At 43.5% G+C, this 17,424-nt stretch carries 19 protein-coding genes and 1 pseudogene; 18 read left to right on the top strand and 2 right to left on the bottom strand.

Features of this window, described 5'->3' with window-relative positions:
• Positions 1 to 123: pseudogene (locus tag B3J29_RS03915) on the top strand (RNA chaperone Hfq); the annotation flags it as partial.
• 101 nt (positions 124 to 224) lie between these two features.
• Here the strand turns inward: B3J29_RS03915 and B3J29_RS03910 are convergent.
• Together B3J29_RS03910 and lptC are read right to left on the bottom strand one after the other, a co-directional pair.
• On the bottom strand, positions 225 to 1,532 hold the full coding sequence (locus B3J29_RS03910) for a peptidylprolyl isomerase (RefSeq protein ID WP_261635451.1): 1,308 nt from the start codon (positions 1,530 to 1,532) through the stop codon (positions 225 to 227).
• A complete protein-coding gene (gene lptC, locus B3J29_RS03905) occupies positions 1,532 to 4,003 on the bottom strand; it encodes an LPS export ABC transporter periplasmic protein LptC (RefSeq protein WP_034581013.1) in 2,472 nt (823 codons plus the stop codon). Before lptC ends, B3J29_RS03910 begins: the two co-directional genes overlap by 1 nt.
• Before the next feature lie 121 nt (positions 4,004 to 4,124).
• On the opposite strand from lptC, the gene B3J29_RS03900 reads away from it, so the two are divergent.
• The 17 genes from B3J29_RS03900 to gspJ all read left to right on the top strand — a co-directional run bounded on the left by B3J29_RS03900 (position 4,125) and on the right by gspJ (position 17,423).
• Positions 4,125 to 5,138: an aminoglycoside phosphotransferase family protein gene (locus tag B3J29_RS03900; RefSeq protein WP_005236162.1), complete on the top strand. Its 1,014-nt coding sequence runs from the start codon at positions 4,125 to 4,127 to the stop codon at positions 5,136 to 5,138.
• Positions 5,139 to 5,828 carry an N-acetylmuramate alpha-1-phosphate uridylyltransferase MurU gene (gene murU / locus B3J29_RS03895; protein ID WP_005236160.1) on the top strand — a complete coding sequence of 230 codons (690 nt, stop codon included), beginning with the start codon at positions 5,139 to 5,141 and terminating at the stop codon, positions 5,826 to 5,828.
• Between the two features lie 85 nt (positions 5,829 to 5,913).
• Positions 5,914 to 6,546 (top strand): 16S rRNA (guanine(527)-N(7))-methyltransferase RsmG, encoded by a 633-nt coding sequence (gene rsmG, locus B3J29_RS03890; protein ID WP_005236158.1) that lies wholly within the window; start codon positions 5,914 to 5,916, stop codon positions 6,544 to 6,546.
• A gap of 24 nt (positions 6,547 to 6,570) precedes the next feature.
• On the top strand, positions 6,571 to 7,353 hold the full coding sequence (locus B3J29_RS03885) for a ParA family protein (RefSeq protein WP_004784019.1): 783 nt from the start codon (positions 6,571 to 6,573) through the stop codon (positions 7,351 to 7,353).
• Positions 7,350 to 8,237, top strand: a complete 888-nt coding sequence (locus B3J29_RS03880) for a ParB/RepB/Spo0J family partition protein (RefSeq protein ID WP_005236155.1) — start codon at positions 7,350 to 7,352, stop codon at positions 8,235 to 8,237. Before B3J29_RS03885 ends, B3J29_RS03880 begins: the two co-directional genes overlap by 4 nt.
• A 37-nt stretch (positions 8,238 to 8,274) precedes the next feature.
• Positions 8,275 to 8,916 (top strand): MotA/TolQ/ExbB proton channel family protein, encoded by a 642-nt coding sequence (locus B3J29_RS03875; protein ID WP_005236153.1) that lies wholly within the window; start codon positions 8,275 to 8,277, stop codon positions 8,914 to 8,916.
• Positions 8,917 to 8,926: 10 nt separating this feature from the next.
• Positions 8,927 to 9,349, top strand: coding sequence for an ExbD/TolR family protein (locus tag B3J29_RS03870; RefSeq protein WP_004784014.1), 423 nt, complete (start codon positions 8,927 to 8,929; stop codon positions 9,347 to 9,349).
• The gene (msbA, locus tag B3J29_RS03865) at positions 9,349 to 11,076 is read left to right on the top strand and encodes a lipid A export permease/ATP-binding protein MsbA (protein WP_005236151.1); all 1,728 of its coding nucleotides are present in this window, start codon (positions 9,349 to 9,351) and stop codon (positions 11,074 to 11,076) included. The genes B3J29_RS03870 and msbA overlap by 1 nt, the downstream gene beginning before the upstream one ends.
• 3 nt (positions 11,077 to 11,079) lie before the next feature.
• On the top strand, positions 11,080 to 12,084 hold the full coding sequence (gene lpxK / locus B3J29_RS03860) for a tetraacyldisaccharide 4'-kinase (RefSeq protein ID WP_005236148.1): 1,005 nt from the start codon (positions 11,080 to 11,082) through the stop codon (positions 12,082 to 12,084).
• Between the two features lie 12 nt (positions 12,085 to 12,096).
• Positions 12,097 to 12,858, top strand: a complete 762-nt coding sequence (gene kdsB / locus B3J29_RS03855; RefSeq protein WP_005236146.1) for a 3-deoxy-manno-octulosonate cytidylyltransferase — start codon at positions 12,097 to 12,099, stop codon at positions 12,856 to 12,858.
• Between the two features lie 14 nt (positions 12,859 to 12,872).
• Positions 12,873 to 13,853 (top strand): hypothetical protein, encoded by a 981-nt coding sequence (locus B3J29_RS03850; protein ID WP_005236144.1) that lies wholly within the window; start codon positions 12,873 to 12,875, stop codon positions 13,851 to 13,853.
• Between the two features lie 17 nt (positions 13,854 to 13,870).
• Positions 13,871 to 14,212 carry a PilZ domain-containing protein gene (locus B3J29_RS03845; protein ID WP_005236142.1) on the top strand — a complete coding sequence of 114 codons (342 nt, stop codon included), beginning with the start codon at positions 13,871 to 13,873 and terminating at the stop codon, positions 14,210 to 14,212.
• A 27-nt stretch (positions 14,213 to 14,239) separates the two neighbouring features.
• The gene (locus tag B3J29_RS03840; RefSeq protein WP_005236141.1) at positions 14,240 to 15,013 is read left to right on the top strand and encodes a TatD family hydrolase; all 774 of its coding nucleotides are present in this window, start codon (positions 14,240 to 14,242) and stop codon (positions 15,011 to 15,013) included.
• 40 nt (positions 15,014 to 15,053) lie between these two features.
• Positions 15,054 to 15,659: a TetR/AcrR family transcriptional regulator gene (locus tag B3J29_RS03835; protein WP_005236135.1), complete on the top strand. Its 606-nt coding sequence runs from the start codon at positions 15,054 to 15,056 to the stop codon at positions 15,657 to 15,659.
• Positions 15,660 to 15,677: 18 nt separating this feature from the next.
• Positions 15,678 to 16,226: a pilus assembly FimT family protein gene (locus B3J29_RS03830; protein ID WP_005236134.1), complete on the top strand. Its 549-nt coding sequence runs from the start codon at positions 15,678 to 15,680 to the stop codon at positions 16,224 to 16,226.
• A complete protein-coding gene (gene gspI / locus B3J29_RS03825; protein WP_171065451.1) occupies positions 16,216 to 16,800 on the top strand; it encodes a type II secretion system minor pseudopilin GspI in 585 nt (194 codons plus the stop codon). Before B3J29_RS03830 ends, gspI begins: the two co-directional genes overlap by 11 nt.
• Entirely contained in the window at positions 16,797 to 17,423 is a 627-nt protein-coding gene (gene gspJ, locus B3J29_RS03820) for a type II secretion system minor pseudopilin GspJ (RefSeq protein ID WP_005236133.1), read from the top strand. Before gspI ends, gspJ begins: the two co-directional genes overlap by 4 nt.
• Position 17,424 lies beyond the last annotated feature (1 nt).

Here is a 17,424-nt window from a genome sequence, read left to right as displayed (position 1 = left end):
GGTGGCTTCGGTGGTCAAGGTGCTGGCTTTGGTGGTCAAGGCGCTGGTTTCGGTGGTCAAGGCGCTGGTTTTGACAACGATTCAAAATTTGAAGATTCTTCTGACGACGAAAACAATCGTTAATCGGATCTGAAATAAAAAGCCTCTTAATAAGAGGCTTTTTATTATTTAAAGAATTAAGTCATTAAAAAAGCCAGTATAATGCTGGCTTTTCTTCTCTTAAATTAACGAGCGCGTTTAGGATCTAGCTGTGGATCTTTAATTTCTACATAGGCATTGCTACGGGTTTCACGTAACCAGCTATCTAGCTCAGCATCAAACTGGCGTTCACCCAGAATCTGGCGGGCCATACGTTCCTGATATTCCTGAGTCATATCCTGTTGACGTGTATCGGTCACTTGCAGGATATGCCAGCCAAATTGTGACTGGAACGGTTCACTAATCTGACCTACTGCCGTACTTTTCATACGCTGTTCAAATTCAGGTACCATGACACCTGGGCTGACCCAGCCTAAACTGCCGCCATCACGCGCTGAACCTGTGTCATTAGAGAAAGTAGACGCCAATACTGCAAAATCTTCACCTTGCTTAAGACGCGCATACAAGCTATCGATCATCTGTTTGGCATTTTCTGGGCTAACCACTTCTGATGTTTGAATCAGAATATGACGGGTCTGGTACTGAGGAACCAGTGCTTTCTGCTCACCACCTTTACGCTCTAAAAGTTTCAGGACATGCACGCCATCTGCCGCAGGAATCAGTTCAGATGTTTGACCCGCTTGCAAAGTAGAAACACGTGCAGCGAGTTCGCCTGGGATCTCTGATAAATTTCGCACGCCCATATCAGACGCATCTACTTTAATATCGCCAGTTGAATATTTTTTGCTGATCGCCTGAATATCATTGCTGCTGCTTAAATCATTTCTTACTTGCGCAGCAATCTGTTGAGCATTTTCTCCGGTTATACGTAAATGCAGAACATGTACCTGGCTACCTAACAAAGCTTGACCTTGTGGTGTATTCAGGAAGTTTTTAACATCTTGATCACTGATTTGAATACGTGAATTTACGGCTTGCTGACGTAAACGGCTAAGTGCTAGATCTTCTGCAATACGGTTACGTAAAGAGGCATACGTATTCGGCGCGATAGCATCCAATTTTTGCTGGAAAGCTTCCAAGCTAGGGGAGCCTGAATCACGTGCTACTTTAAGCACTGCTTCATTTAAAGATTTTTCATCTGGACGAATATTGTAGCGTTTAACCTGTTCCAGTTGAGCCTGACGTACAATTAGCTGTTCAAGTGCTTGTTGTTCAAGATAAGGTTGCGGTGGAACAGGCTTGTTTTGCTTTTGCAACTGGTGAGAAATTTCAGCAACGCTTTGTGCCAGATCACTACGCAGAATAGCGCTATTGTCGACAACAGCTACAACTTCATCTTTAGGTTGGGCAACAGCAAAAGTCGTCATCGCTGAAGAAAGACATAGCGCAAGTGCGGTCGCTTTAAAAATTTGTTTTAACTGTTTTGTCTTCATTAACGTTCTGTCCAAGTTTGATTGATATTGTTAAAACCTAGAATACGATTTTCTAGTAATGAGGTTAGCTTGTTGCTTAACCCGCCAAGACCTTTAAGCGTTACTTCAGCCATCACTGCACGTTTCGCTTTCACATCCGGGTCATTGATATCGTCTAGGTCATTGTAGTATGAGCGGCCATAGACAGATACTCCCCAACAGCATGACTCATAGTTTACGCCAAGTAAATATTCACGTGCGACACTATTGTCCAGGTCAAATTGTGCATGGCCGACCAGACGCCAGTTATTGGCAATTGGCTGGATAAATGAGCCAACCACCTGATCATAACTTTCCTGGCGGTTTGGAATATCTTTACGATAGAAATAGCCTACGTTATATAGATTGCCCTGATCGCCCGTATAATAAACCTGTACATCACGCTGGGCATTGGAGCCATTCGACATCCAGCTAGAATTTAGGTTGACATGCACGTTTTTGTTTAACTGACTTCTAAGCTGAATAACTGGACCAGTATGGCTTTCACGATCAAATTTATCTGCTTCACGATCTAATGTGACACGGCGATCTTCAAAGAAGAAACTTTGTCCCACACTGGCGCGTAATCGCTCTAAACCTTCTTCATTAAATAAACTGTAACTAAGACCTAAAGAAGCAAAGTTATTGTCTTCTAAGCGGTCATTACCATAGAAGCGGCGTGCACTAAATAATTGATCATAATTAATTGAGGCTACGACAGAGTCAAAGTTTGGCTGATTGCGCTGATTTTCATATGGTGAATAAGCGTAAAACAGGCGAGGCGTCAAGGTCTGTAAATAGCGACCATCTTTTTCAAAAATTAAACCGGTGTCCAGCGTAAATTGTGGCACTACGATAGAATGATTTTCACTTGATGAGCTGGTTTGATTATTATTAATACGATCAATAGTATCTTGATCATAGAAAGTATTGATATTGCGTAATGTCGCCTGAGGAATGAAGAATGACCAAGGGGTAAAGTGATTATAGCGTACCGAGAAATCATTATAGATGCGTGTACCACTTGGTTGATAGATGGCTTCATCACCGGTATCAATATTTTCAGTATTTCTGATGTCTTTCTGGAAATAAGCCGTATCGTTATTAAATTCGTATTGTAAACCCAGTGGGTTACCGGTCTTATAATTCACCAAAAGCTGCGGCAAACGCGCATAAGGGCGGTCCTCATCCAGAACGGCAGGATCAAGCGTCTGGAAATCTTCAACTTTAAATTGAGCTTTTAAGCCGGGGATACCATTTTTATAATTAACTTCCCAAGCACGGCGCAAGTTCAGGTCTGTTTTTGAATCTGGGTTATTATCCAGATCGGCAAAAAAGTCCTTGTCTGATGCGTAATTATATTCAAGATTTGTTGAGAACTGATCGTTGATTTGCCAGTTATGCAGGAAGTGCAGGTCTTTACGGTCTTTATTGCTATAACTTTCATCAGATGGCAGGTAGCCACCCCAAATCCGGCCTTCACCATAGTTTTCTGTTAGATAACGAAACTCGCCATCCAGCATCGCACCACGGTCACTAATATAACGTGGCGTAATGGTCGCATCATATTGTGGTGCCAAATTGAGATAAACCGGTACACCCAATTCCAGGCCGCCATCATTGGTAAATCCGAAAGTTGGCGTCAGAATCCCAGTGGTACGGCGATCATCGATTGGGAAGTTAAAATAAGGAACAGCCAGTACCGGAACATCTTTCACATAGAGCTTGGTATTTCGGGTTTCACCACGACCGGTTTCCTGATTCAGCTTGATTTGATCTGCCTGAATTTTCCAGGCCGGTTTCTGTTCAGGTGGACAGGTAGAATAGGTGGCATTTTCTAGTTCAAGCGTATCGTCAGAAGTTTTGGCAATCTTTTCAGCACGGCCATGCGCATGTTGTTCTTCGGCAATGAAGAAACTGTTGTTTAAGTCACCTTGCTGGGTTTTCAGGTTGTAATTGATATCATCGCTTTGCGAAATCAAGCCACCTTGGGCCAATTGGACTTGACCTTCTGCCTTAGCATAGGTTTGAGTCTGATCAATCGTCACGCGTTCCGCACGAATCTGGCGACCTTCCTGATCAATGACCACATTGCCTTCTAAGTAGGAATCACCGGCCGGATTATAATGACCATAGTCTGCAGTAATGGTTGAAGTTGCCTGTTCAGGGTCAATCGTCGGTGCATCAGGTGCAATTGGAGTGACCCAGGCGCCTTCACAATAGGCTGAACTGAGGTATTTACCTTGACGCTGCTGTGCTTCCGGTGAAGATTTATCTACATAATATTGTGAGAAGAATGCTTCACCGGGATAGGTCTCATTAATGCGCTGTTTAAGTTGTTCCGCATTTACATTGGATGAGTCATTTGATGCAGCATAGCTTGAGACCGAGCTACTACATAAAAGGGTTAAGATCGCAGTCGCTAGAGGGTTTATTTTAAAGTGATGCTTCATTTGTCTCATTAACCAATCATGCTTTTATCGCAATTAATTATTGTCGCATCATAGAGAAAAAGTTGATAAGTAGCTACACTTAGCACTTTAAAAACTCAGCCTGTACTAGAATTTATTGCAAATGAATACTCAACGCGAACAATTGATACAATCTTGGATTGCTTCTGTACTCGGTTCAGATCAATTTGAAACACATTTTTTAGCAGGCGATGCAAGTTTTCGTCGTTATGCACGAATCAAACTGAATAATAAAACATTTATGCTCATGGATGCACCACCAGAAAAAGAAGATTGTGTGCCTTTTGTGACGATTGATGAATTTTTTGATGCCCATGGCGTACGTATTCCACACATCGTGGCCAAAGACCTGGAAAATGGTTTTTTGCTGCTCGAAGATTTTGGTGATGTGCTGTTGTCAAATCTGCTGAATGATCAGACGGTTGATGCCTATTATCAGCAAAGTTTTAAACAGCTGATTCAGCTGCAGTCCATTCCTGGAGAAGGTCAGTTTCCTGCTTATTCTTATGAGAAGCTTATTTCTGAAATGGAGTTGCTGACTGACTGGATGCTACCTGCTCTAAAAATCCAGCCTACTGAAGCGGAATCTGCTTTGATCAAGCGCACATTTGCGATACTGGCGAATGCTGCTTTGGCACAACCTCAAGTCATTGTGCATCGTGATTTTCATAGCCGTAACCTGATGAAAATCGAAAATGAAACCGAACTGGGTGTGATTGATTTTCAGGATGCAGTGATTGGTGCTGATACCTATGACCTGATCTCTATTACCCGTGATGCTTATGTACAGTGGAATGCAGATCGCGTGTATCGCTGGTTTAAAGTGTTCTATGACCTGTTACCAGCAGCGGCAAAACAGGACCGTGATTTCGAACAGTTTAAAAAAGATGCGGATATGATGGCGATTCAGCGTCATATCAAGATTTTAGGTATTTTCGTACGTCTATTTGAGCGAGATGGGAAATCTGGCTATCTAAAAGACCTGCCACGTGTGATGTGGTATCTGCTCGAAGAAACCAAAGACTATCCAGAATTACAGCCATTTATGCAGTTTATTCATGAAAAAGTGATGCCAGCTTTTGAAGCAAAATATGGTTCATACGAGGTAGCGGCCTAAATGAAAGCGATGATTCTCGCGGCTGGCTTGGGCAACCGCATGCGTCCTTTAACTTTGTATACGCCAAAACCTTTGCTGGAAGTGGGTGGTAAGCCGCTAATTGTCTGGCATATTGAAAAACTGGCTGCGATGGGCGTGAATGAAATTGTCATCAATACGGCTTGGTTGGGTGAAAAACTAGCTCAGGCCTTGGGTGACGGTTCACAGTTCGGTATCAAGATTTTATGGTCACATGAAGGTGAAGGGCTGGAAACAGCCGGTGGCATTATTAATGCTTTACCACTCCTGGGTGATGAGCCTTTTATTCTGGTCAATGGTGATGTCTGGACAACCATGGACTTTGCACCTTTATTGAATGTTGAGCTGGGTGAAAATCTGGCACATCTGGTTTTGGTACAAAACCCGGAGCAGCACCCTAACGGTGATTTTACACTTGCAGACGGCAAGGCTTATACCTTTGATCAGCAGGTGGCGGGTGAAAACCTGACTTTTAGTGGTGTATCGGTGATTCATCCGAAAATGTTTGCAGGCTTAGAGGCTGGAAAACGTCCTTTAGCACCACTATTAAAAGCAGCAATGCTGGAAAACAAGATTGCTTCTTCTAAATTGACAGGTATTTGGGTGGATGTGGGAACACCTGAGCGTTTGAATGCATTGGATTTAATGATCCGAGAAGGGAAGTCTGCTTAAGTGAATATTCACTAAGCACTCCCTACTGTGCCAATATAGAGAAAACGGTATACTTCCACTTAACTTTTTCGAGCGTTGATTGTTTATGCACACGTTTTTTCAAGAACTAAAGCAGGGTAGCCAGGCTTTAGGTTTAGAGCTGTCTGATGAAGCTTTAAATTTATTACTCAAGTACCAGGACGCTTTGGTGCTGTGGAATAAAGCATACAATTTGACTGCAATTCGTGATCCTAAGGAAATGCTAGTTAAGCATCTGCTTGACAGTTTGAGTATTCTAAAGGATTTGCCTGCAGGTCGTTTGCTCGACATCGGGACTGGTGGTGGTATGCCGGGCATGATCATTGCTTTATGTCAGCCTGAGCGTGAATGTGTACTACTGGATTCAAACGGTAAAAAAATTCGTTTCCTGAAGCAGTTTATTGCAGACCTAAAATTAAAAAATGTCATTGCAGTACAAACCCGTGTGGAAAATGAAGACAGTATCAATGAGCTGGGTCAGTTTGATGTGATTACCAGTCGTGCATTTGCTTCATTGACAGATTTTGTGAATGCATCTAAACCGTATATACATGAGCAGAGTATTATTGCTTCCATGAAAGGTTTGATTCCTGAAGAGGAAGTGGCAGCGTTAAAAGATGAATTTAGCTGTCAGATTATTGAACTGAAGGTTCCGCGCTTGGACGAACAACGTCATTTACTTCTATTAAAACGTATTTAAAATTTTTGAAGGATCGGGGTCAACATGGCACAAATTATTGCGATTGCCAACCAGAAAGGTGGTGTCGGTAAAACCACAACCGCAGTAAATTTGGCGGCATCTCTCGCTGTGTTAAAAAAACGCGTTTTGCTTGTGGATATGGATTCTCAAGGTAACGCGACCATGGGATCGGGGATTCAGAAAAATGACCTGCTGTATTCAGTGACTGATGTATTGCTAGGTGAAGTGCCGATTGAAACTGCGATTACTAAAGCTGAAGTCGGATATAAGGTTTTAGGGGCAAACCGTGATCTGGCTGGTGTGGAGCTGGCGATTGCCGAGCAAAAAGGCCGTGAATTCATTTTGCGTGAAGCTTTGCAGGAAATTGAATCCTCATTCGACTATATCATTGTTGATTGTGCACCAAGCTTAAGCCTGATCACCGTGAATGCATTGGCAGCGGTGGATGGTGTCATCATCCCGATGCAATGCGAATATTATGCATTGGAAGGTCTGGCTGATCTGACACAAACCATTGACCGCATTCAGCAGGCACTTAATCCAGACCTACAGATCGTGGGTGTATTGCGTACCATGTATGATGCTCGAAATGCCTTGACCCGTGATGTCTCGGAAGAGTTGGAACAATATTTTGGTAAAAAACTTTATGAAACCGTGATTCCACGTAATATCCGTCTGGCTGAAGCGCCGGCACATGGTCTACCAGTGATTTATTTTGAAAAAAGTTCAAAGGGTGCAGTTGCTTACTTAAATCTGGCAGCTGAAGTATTAAAGAAAAGTAAAGTGAAAAAAGGAAGTAAAGCATGACCGTCAAGAAACGTGGACTCGCCAAAGGTCGTGGTTTAGATGCCTTGCTGGGATCAATTCAAAAAGAAAAATTACAACTCGAAGCACAAGGTCTTGATCATGGTCAGTTGAAACAGATTGATGTCAATCTGCTGAAACGTGGTGAATATCAGCCACGTCGCTATATCAATGAGCAGGATCTGCAGGAATTGGCAGCATCGATTGAAAAGCATGGCATCATGCAACCGATCGTGATCCGTCCGGTCGATGATGAACGCTATCCATACGAGATTATTGCGGGTGAGCGTCGCTGGCGTGCGGCACAACTGGCAGGCCTGACTGAAGTTCCTGCGATTGTGCGTGAGCTGAATGATCAGGTCGCAATTGCATTAGCTTTAATCGAAAACATTCAGCGCCAGGACCTGAACCCGATTGATCAGGCGATGGCTTTGCAGCGTTTCCATGACGAGTTTGGTTTAAGCCATCAGGAAATTGCCGATACTGTCGGTAAGGCGCGTACCACAGTGAGCAATCTGCTGCGTCTGCTAACTCTGGCTGAAGAAGTAAAAGACTTTATGCAGCAGGGCTTGCTGGATATGGGACATGCACGTGCCATCCTGACTTTGAAGGCTAAAGATCAGCTTAGAGTTGCTGAGATGGTCATTGAAAAAAGCCTATCAGTACGCCAAACCGAACAGTTGGTACGCGACTACAATGCACCGAAAACAGAAAAACCAAAAGCAGCGATTGCGCCAGACATTCAGCAGCTGACTCAGCGTCTGTCTGAGCGCTTTAGTGCGGATGTTAAAATTGACTACAACAAGCAAGGAAAAGGCAAGCTGGTCATTAGCTATCATTCTTTAGAAGAGCTGGACGGGATTCTTTCGATCCTGGGCGAAGAATAATTAATTTAAAATTTGTTTTTATTGGGGAATAAATCAGATGTGGGAATTGGTTAAAGCAGGCGGCTGGTTGATGCTGCCGCTAGTATTGTGTTCGATATTTATGCTGGCGATTTCAGTTGAGCGCTTCATTCGTTTAAAAAAGAGTCTGGTACTGCCCAACTCACTTCTGATAGGTCCTGCACAAAATGCAGACCAAGCCATGCAAAAGCTGCAACAGAGTTCAGCTTTGAAAAACAGTACTTTGGGTCGTGTATTTACTGCTGGTTTTGAAGCGCGTCACCATTCTGAGCAATATGCTCGTGCCCAGATGGAAGTGATAGCTTCACAGGAAATTGGCTATCTGGAAAAAAATATTAATTTTCTGGGTACTTTGAGCGCAGTAGCGCCTTTACTCGGTTTGCTGGGTACAGTCATTGGGATTATCGAATCATTTTTAATGATTGATGTCGGTACTAATAGTGACCCGGTGTTAATGATGCCCGGTATTTCCAAAGCACTGATCACAACAGCAGCGGGTATGTTGATTGCTATTCCTGCTTTATTTGCACATCGTTATTTCCAGCGGCTGGTTCAGGAATATGTGGCGGAACTTGAACAGCAGGCAACCTTATTTCATGCCAATCTGTTCTATTTGAATGCTTCAGATGATGTAGAAGAACGCATCAAGAAAGCAAGCTAGGAGCAGGGGCATGAAATTTAAACGTAACCAGGTGGAAGATGTACATATCAATCTGACGCCCATGATTGATTGCCTGCTATTTATTTTGGTCTTTCTGCTGCTTTCAACCACATTTAACCAGATGAGCCGGATGAACCTGACGCTTCCAGATGCGCAAGGTGTGCCGCCCAAGAATTTTGACCAGAAAATTGAAGTGATTGTGGATGCCAATGGCCACTATGCCGTGAATGGTCAATCTATTGCCAGTAAAGATGCAGCAGATTTAAATACGGCAATTAAACAGATTTCGAATGAACGTCGTGATTTAATGTTTGTCATTGCCGCTGATGCAAAAGCGACACATCAGGATGTTATTCGTGTCATGGACGTTGCAGGGCAACTTGGCTTTGTTAATGTCAACATCAGTACGAAAGTACCAACTCGAGGTTATTAGTGAAGCACGATTTTAAGGTCTATCTTCGCCTTTTAAACTATTTAAAACCATTTTGGGGCACAGCCTTAATTGTCCTGCTTGGTTTCTCTATGAATGCGGCGACAGAAGTTTCTGTAGCCAAATTACTGGAATATATCATTGAGGCGATACAAAACAGAGACCAGGGTTTCACCTTACTTTTCCCATTCTTAGTGGTAGTACTGATGTTCTTCCGGGGCTTAGGCCTATTCCTCGGTGGGTATTATACGGCGGTCATCTCCCGTAATCTGGTATTTAATATTCGTCAGGAAGTCTTTGCCAAAATATTGCGTTTGCCTGCGCAATATTTTCTGGACAATACCAGTGGTCATATTACGGCCAAAATTATGTATAACGTTGAGCAGCTCACCGCAGCCTCAACTGAAGCACTTAGAACGATCATTCAGCAAGGTCTGATCACAATTGCCTTATTGGGATATCTTTTATATACCAACTGGCGTTTAACCATGTGTATTCTGATCTTTGGACCTGTGATTGGTTTTGTGATCAGTAAAGCCTCAAAAAGGATGCGCAAGCTATCACAACAGGTTCAGGACACCATGGGTGATGTGAACCATGTGGTTCAGGAAACGGTAAATGCCAATCTGATTGTCAAGGGTTTTGGTGGTCAGATTTATGAGCAGGAACGTTTTAAACAGAATTCTTTGGAAAACCTGCGCCGTGGCTTAAAGATGGTGGCAGTACAGCAGCTGAACAGTCCAGTGGTGCAGCTGATCATGTCAGTTTCACTTAGTATCGTGATGTATATTGCATTGCGCCCACAAATTCTGGGAGATACTACTGCGGGTGAATTTGTTGCTTATATTACAGCTGCAGGCATGTTGGCGCGACCAATCAAGACATTAACTGATGTGAATGAAAAAATTCAGCGTGGTATGGCGGCCGCACATTCTGTGTTTGAATTGCTAGATATGCCTGAAGAGCATAATACTGGCAAACTCAATGATACCTTAAAAGGCAATATTCAATTTAAAGATGTCAATCTGGTTTATGGCGATGGTCACCATGCGATTCATGACTTTAACCTGGAAGTGAGAGCGGGCGAGACTGTCGCATTGGTTGGACGTTCAGGAGCAGGCAAAACCTCTCTAGTGAATCTATTGGTACGTTATCAGGAAGCTACATCCGGGCAAATTTTACTGGATCAAAAACCGATTACTGATTATGAGTTGACTGCTTTACGTACCCAGATCGCGATGGTAAACCAGCAGGTAGTGCTGTTTAACCGTACTGTCCGTGAAAATATTGCTTATGGCCAGCTAGAAAGTGCGAGTGATGAAGAAATCATTGTAGCAGCAAAAGCCGCCTATGCGCATGATTTCATTATGGCCTTGCCACAAGGTTATGATACGCCACTAGGTGCTCAAGGTCTGAATCTGTCAGGTGGTCAGCGTCAGCGTATTGCGATCGCCCGTGCTATTCTGAAAAATGCACCGATCCTGATTCTGGATGAAGCGACTAGTGCGCTGGATAACGAATCTGAATACTTTATTCAGCGTGCCTTTGATCAGGCGATGCAAGATCGGACTACGATTGTGATTGCGCATCGTCTATCAACAATTGAAAATGCCGATCGCATTGTCGTGATGGATCAAGGTCGTATTATTGAGCAGGGTAATCATGCTGAGCTGATTGCACGCCAAGGTGCTTATTATCAGCTGCACCAACGTAATTTCGAGGAACATTAAGTCATGGCTTTGGCACAGATCATTCAGGATGCTTGGAATACACAGGCAAAGTGGCTGGTTGTGCTGCGTCCTTTGTCCTGGCTTTACCGCTTGGGTTTTGTCAGCAATCACTGGCTTTACCGTAAAGGGATCAAGAAAAGTTATACCGCACCTATTCCAGTAATGGTGATTGGGAATATTACCGTAGGTGGGAGTGGTAAAACACCTTTGCTGATTCATCTGGTGGATTACCTTAATGAAAAAGGCTTACGGATTGGTGTGATCAGCCGAGGTTATGGTGGTAAAGGTCCTTTTCCTGCTTATGTCGATTTAAATACCTTGCCTGAAGTGGTAGGGGATGAACCAGCCTTAATTGTCCAAGCGACTGGTGTGCCGATGGCTGTGGGGCCAAATCGCCAGAAGAGCATTGAGCTTTTGCTAGAAAAGCATGCACTGGATTTAATTATTTGTGATGACGGTTTGCAGCACTGGGCTTTAAATCGGCAGATTGAATGGATTGTGCTGGATAATAACCGAGGCTTGGGTAACCAGAAACTTTTACCTGAAGGTTATCTGCGTGAACCCGTTACCCGCTTAGAAGAGGGTACCGTAATTGAACATGCAGTAAATCCAGTTTTGCCTTTGCATATGCATCTTGCAGCCTCTCAGCCCTATCTATTAAATCAGGATGTCATCAAAAGCTTTGATCCAACTGCGGCTTTTTATGCAGTAGTCGGCATCGGTTTTCCGCAGCGTTTTTATCAAACGCTAGAACATCTGGGGCTGCAGCAATTTCAGTGTCACGAATTTCCAGACCATCATGATTATGAAATTGAAGACCTGCAATTCGATGACAATAGTCCGATTATTACTACTGAAAAAGATGCAGTTAAAATTATGGCATTACTCAAACAGTATCCAGATTATCAGCGGGATATCTGGGTGGTGCCGGTCGATGCAGTCTTGTCACCTGCCTGTTATACAATATTGCAGCAGCAATTAGAGCAACAGGGTATTTCTATTTCTTAAGGTTTATTTACGATGAAACATATAGTTATTCCTGCACGCTTCTCCAGTTCACGTTTGCCGGGTAAACCTTTGCTGGAAATCCATGGTCGTCGAATGATTCTGCGTGTCGTGGATCAGGCTAAAAAAGTGCAGGGCTTTGATGACCTGTGTGTGGCGACAGATGATGAACGTATTGCAGAAGTTTGCCGTGTTGAAGGCGTTGATGTGGTCCTGACTTCAGCAGATCATCCATCAGGTACAGATCGTCTAAGCGAGGTAGCTCGAATCAAGGGGTGGGCGAGTGATGACATTATCGTAAATGTGCAGGGTGATGAACCTTTATTGCCAGCCCAGTTAGTTAAACAGGTCGCGCAACTCTTAGAAGATCAACCAGCTTGCTCAATGTCGACTCTGTGTGAGCCAATTCATCATTTAGAGGAATTTAAGCGTGACAGCATTGTTAAGGTTGTGATGTCTAAGCACAATCAGGCCCTGTATTTTAGTCGTGCTACGATTCCTTATGACCGTGATGGTGCCAAACTGGCTAAACAAAAACTGCATGATTGGGCTTATCGTCATTTGGGTTTATATGCTTACCGAGTAAAACTGCTACAGGAATATGTAACCTGGGAAATAGGTGTGCTGGAAAAACTGGAATCTTTAGAACAGTTACGTGTACTGGAAAATGGTCACCGTATTGCCATTGCTGTGGCAGAAGCCAATTTACCGCCAGGTGTCGATACGCAGGAAGATCTGGACCGCCTGAACCAGATGGATCCATCTTCTTTTGCTTAATTTGAGAATTCTCCATGCCGCTTGATGTCAATGCACAGATTTATCCATGGCAGCAACAGGTTTGGGAAACGCTAACCGGGCGTTTTCCTAAGCTTGGACATGGTTTGTTATTCTATGGAAAAAAAGGCTGTGGTAAAGAAGCCTTTGCCCAGCAGTTTCTGGCCTGGGTTTTATGCCTGAACCGTCAGCCTGATGGGCCATGCGGTGAGTGTGGTAGCTGTCAGTGGTTAAAAGCGGATACCCATCCGAATTACGTCTATATCAGTACTGATGAAGACAATAAAAAACAGAATGCCAAAATTAAAATTGAAAAAATCCGTGATCTTCTGCCTTTTGTACAGCAGACCGTGGATGGCTGGCGCGTCGTTGTCATTGAACCCGCTGAAGCATTAAATATTGCCTCTTCTAATGCCTTGCTGAAAACTCTGGAAGAACCGGGTGAAAATATTGTCATCATTTTACTTGCGGATCATTATCTGAAATTGCCTGCAACTATTCGCAGCCGTTTACAGCATTTTGCTTTGGACCGGATTTCATCAGTGCAATTCGGTGAATATGTAGAAGTGCAATTACCTGAAGCAGGTTCGAGCCAGCAGCAGTTATTGATGAATTTATCCAATCAGATGCCTTTGCAAGCGGTTGAGGTTGCACAAAGTTCATGGCTGCCACTACGTCAGGAATTCATAGAAGACTGGAAAAAACTGGCTATTCAAAAAAATATGCCCATGGCAATTGCGACCAAATGGAATAAAAGCCTGAGTTTTGGTGAATTTGGTCAAATGTTTGAATACTTGTTGTCCGATTTAATTTGTGTCAAGCTAAATCAGGCCGTAAAAAACATTGATCTGGACTTTAATGTATTGGCCGAACAATATTCATTGGAAACACTTTTTGAAATTTATGAGGATTTTCAGCGAGCCAAACAATATCTTGAGCAGAATGTACAAAGTAATCTGGTGCTCGATGAATTGTGTATCAAGCTGATGAATCTTTAGCTTAAGGGGAAAACAAGATGCAACCACGTATGGGCGGTATTATTCAGGCCAATATTCCGGATATTGAAACGTTATTTGCCAGTTATATGCCATATGTTGTAGGTGGTGGACTTTTTATTCCTTCCAAGCAACCAGTCAAGCTGGGTGAAGAAGTATTTGTTTTGACGACTTTACCTGAACAGACGCAGAAAATTCCATTAACCGGAAAAGTAATCTGGATATCTCAAAAGCAGAATGGCATCAAGCCACAAGGTTTTGGGATTCAGCTCACCGGTGAAAAAGGCGTTTTCTTCAAAAATGAAGCAGATCGTCTGGTTGCAGGTCTTAAATCTGATGGACGTAAAAGTTACACTATGTAGTTAATTTACCTTCGGTAGGAACTCATTGTGTTTGTAGATACTCATTGTCATTTAACACTGCTCGATTTAACACCTTATAATGGTGATCTGGATCAGGCGCTTGTTCAGGCCCGTGAAGCAGGCGTATCCAAGTTTATGAGTATCTCGGTGGATCTGGATGATCATATCGAGCTGGCTAAAATCGCTGCCCGTCATCCTGATGTCGGTTATACCGTCGGTGTACATCCTTGCGAAGATGCGGCAACGATGGCGCGTGCGACTACTGAATATCTGGTTGAACTGGCACAGCCAGAAAAAGTCTGGGCGTTGGGTGAAACGGGGCTCGATTATTATCACAGCACCGATTTTATTGCCGAGCAAAAAGACTGTTTTGCCCGTCATATTCATGCCTCACAAATTGTGAAAAAACCTGTCGTTGTGCATACCCGTTCTGCCAAGCATGACACGGTTGATATTATTCGTGCAGAGAAATCTACCCATGGCATTTTGCACTGTTTTACCGAAGACTGGGAAACCGCTAAAGCTGTTTTAGACTGCGGTTACTATGTGTCTTTCTCCGGTATTGTTTCTTTTAAAAATGCCCAGGATTTGCGTGACGTTGCCAAACAGGTTCCACTTGATCGTGTTTTAATCGAAACGGATAGTCCTTACCTTGCTCCAATGCCATATCGTGGCAAATCTAATGAACCAAAATACGTTCCTTATGTAGCCAAAGCCCTTTGCGATGTATATGATAAGTCGCTAGAAGAAATGGCTTATATCACAAAGCAGAACTTTGAGAATCTTCTGAATTCGAAGTAAATAAAGTTAGATAAGAGTACAAGAGAGTTATAGGGTGAAGATGGATCGTCAGGCTCAGTTTCGAGCAAGAGAAACCTTGATTTTTCAAGTCGCAGAACAGTTACTGCTAGAAAATGGTGAAGCCGGGATGACCCTGGATGCACTGGCAGCAGAACTGGATCTGGCCAAAGGCACTCTTTACAAGCATTTTCAGAGTAAAGATGAATTGTACATACTGCTGATTATCCGTAATGAGCGCATGTTGCTGGAAATGATTCAGGATAGTGACAAGGCTTTTCCTGAACATCTGGCTTTCTTTATGTTGCACCATCTGCATCACCCTGAACGTACTGTCCTTTTTCATCAGATTGAAGAACGTCTTTCTACAACAGGTGTTGGAATTCAGCATCTGTTTAGCGAACTTTATCAGGTGCGCAAACAGCGCTTACGTCTGATTATCCGTATGACTGAAAGCTATCTGGCTTCAATCAATAGCAGCATGTCGGTGCGTGATTATCTGGCCTCAATCTGGTCATTGACCCATGGTGCAGCTGCTATTCTTAACTCCAGTTTCTACCAGCGCTATCTTGGTTCACGCGATACCTTGCGCGTTGCCCTTATTGATCAAGCTTTAGCTTTACCGAAACAGGTTCATCCTGCCGAGTAGTTCGCCTAAGAGTTGCCTATGATCAGATCACATCACGCCTCCATTCGTGGATTCACTCTAATCGAAGTGATGGTGGTGATTGTGATTATGAGTATTATGGCATCACTAGTTGTATTGAATATTGGTGGGGTAGATCAGCGCAAGGCAATGCAGACGCGGGAAGTCCTGTTACTGGATTTGCAGCGGATCTTGCGGGAAGCTAATGATCAATCCCGTATTCTTGCGCTTGATGTTCAGGCTGCCACTGATATTTCACCATTTCGCTACGGGGTCGTGGAATATCGTTCACCTAATCAGGCAGAACCGACTTTAAATCAGCAGAAATGGCAAAGTTATGCGGAGTTTAATCTGCGCAATTTACCAGAACAGGTCTCTTTCCGGATTCAGCCTTTAGAGCAACGTTATAATAATGCCCAAAATCGGGATCTTACTGAAGCCAATGCACCCAAGCTGATCTGGTTAGGCAATGGTGAAGTTAAACCGGTCAGAATCCAGTTTTATCTGGAAGATCGTGAAGTAGGCAATCCGATTGAAATTGATCACTTGGGTAAAGTCCATGAAAGCTAGGGTTTTCAAGCAGAGTGCCGGAGCTGATGTAATCAAGCCATTTAAGTCAAATGCTGATCGTGCGCACTCCGGGCATAGCTCTTCGTCTTGCGCAGCGGTGAAACAGCATTTCACTCATCGCGGCTCCTCAAGCACAGCTTTTGGACTTTCTTGCGCGACAATGCCGCTCAGGTCGAGTATTACTCGACTTAATCGTGCCTCAGGATTTACCTTGCTGGAAGTGATGGTTGCGCTGGCGATTTTTGCCACAGCAGCCATGACCCTGACTAAAGTTGCCATGCAATATACCCAATCGACTTCGAATGCCATTTTGAGAACCCAAGCCCAGTTTGTTGCCTTGAATGAAGCGGCACTGATGGAAATCAATCAGCAGTGGCTCACTGGTACTGAATCTAAACAACTCACCCAGCAGGGCGAAACCTGGCAAATTGATAAGCGCAGTGAGCCTACTGTAAGTCCTAATGTACAACGTATTGAATTACAGGTGAGTCTGGTCAACACTGAAACCGGTCAGGCAGAAAATGGAATTAGCAGCTTGATGTTCTTTAATCACCGGATGAATGAAGCGCCATGAAGTCAAAGGGATTTACGCTGGTCGAACTACTGGTTGCTATTGCTATTTTCGCCGTACTGTCTGCTCTAAGCTGGAAAGTATTTGATTATATTATACAAACCAAAGACCGTAATGCGGTGCATGAACAGCGCTTAAGTCAGTTGCAAGATACTTATCAGCAGATCTTGCGTGATACGGTACAGGCGGTGCCTTTAACGGCCAATATTAATGGTGATATTCAGCCGGCACTGGTTTTGCAAAACGGGCGTTTTAACTTTAGTAAGACTGGAGTTACCGATCCTCTGGAAGAGGGGATTTCTCCAGATGAACGGGTTGAATATCAGTACCGGGCAGATGAACAAAAACTATATCGCTTGAAATACCGGAATTTAAACCAGACCGGTCGTGATCAACCTGAATCCAGTGTGTTGTTGTCCGATGTTGAGCAGTTTCAGATCGTAGTGCTTAATCCGAATGAAATGACCCAATGGCCAGACTCATCATTTGATTTAAATCAGGTTGAGCAAAAACAGCGCTTGCCCAAAGGCATTAAAATCAACTTAATGGTTAATGGGGTCAGTTATGAGTGGATTTTCAGTTTATTGAATACAGATTTCCTGCTTGAAACCCAAAAGTTAACCTGAC

It is taken from the genome of Acinetobacter sp. UBA5984 (assembly GCF_002429925.1).
In the GTDB taxonomy this organism is placed as follows: domain Bacteria; phylum Pseudomonadota; class Gammaproteobacteria; order Pseudomonadales; family Moraxellaceae; genus Acinetobacter; species Acinetobacter variabilis.
This window is presented reverse-complemented; position numbering and strand designations above follow the sequence as displayed.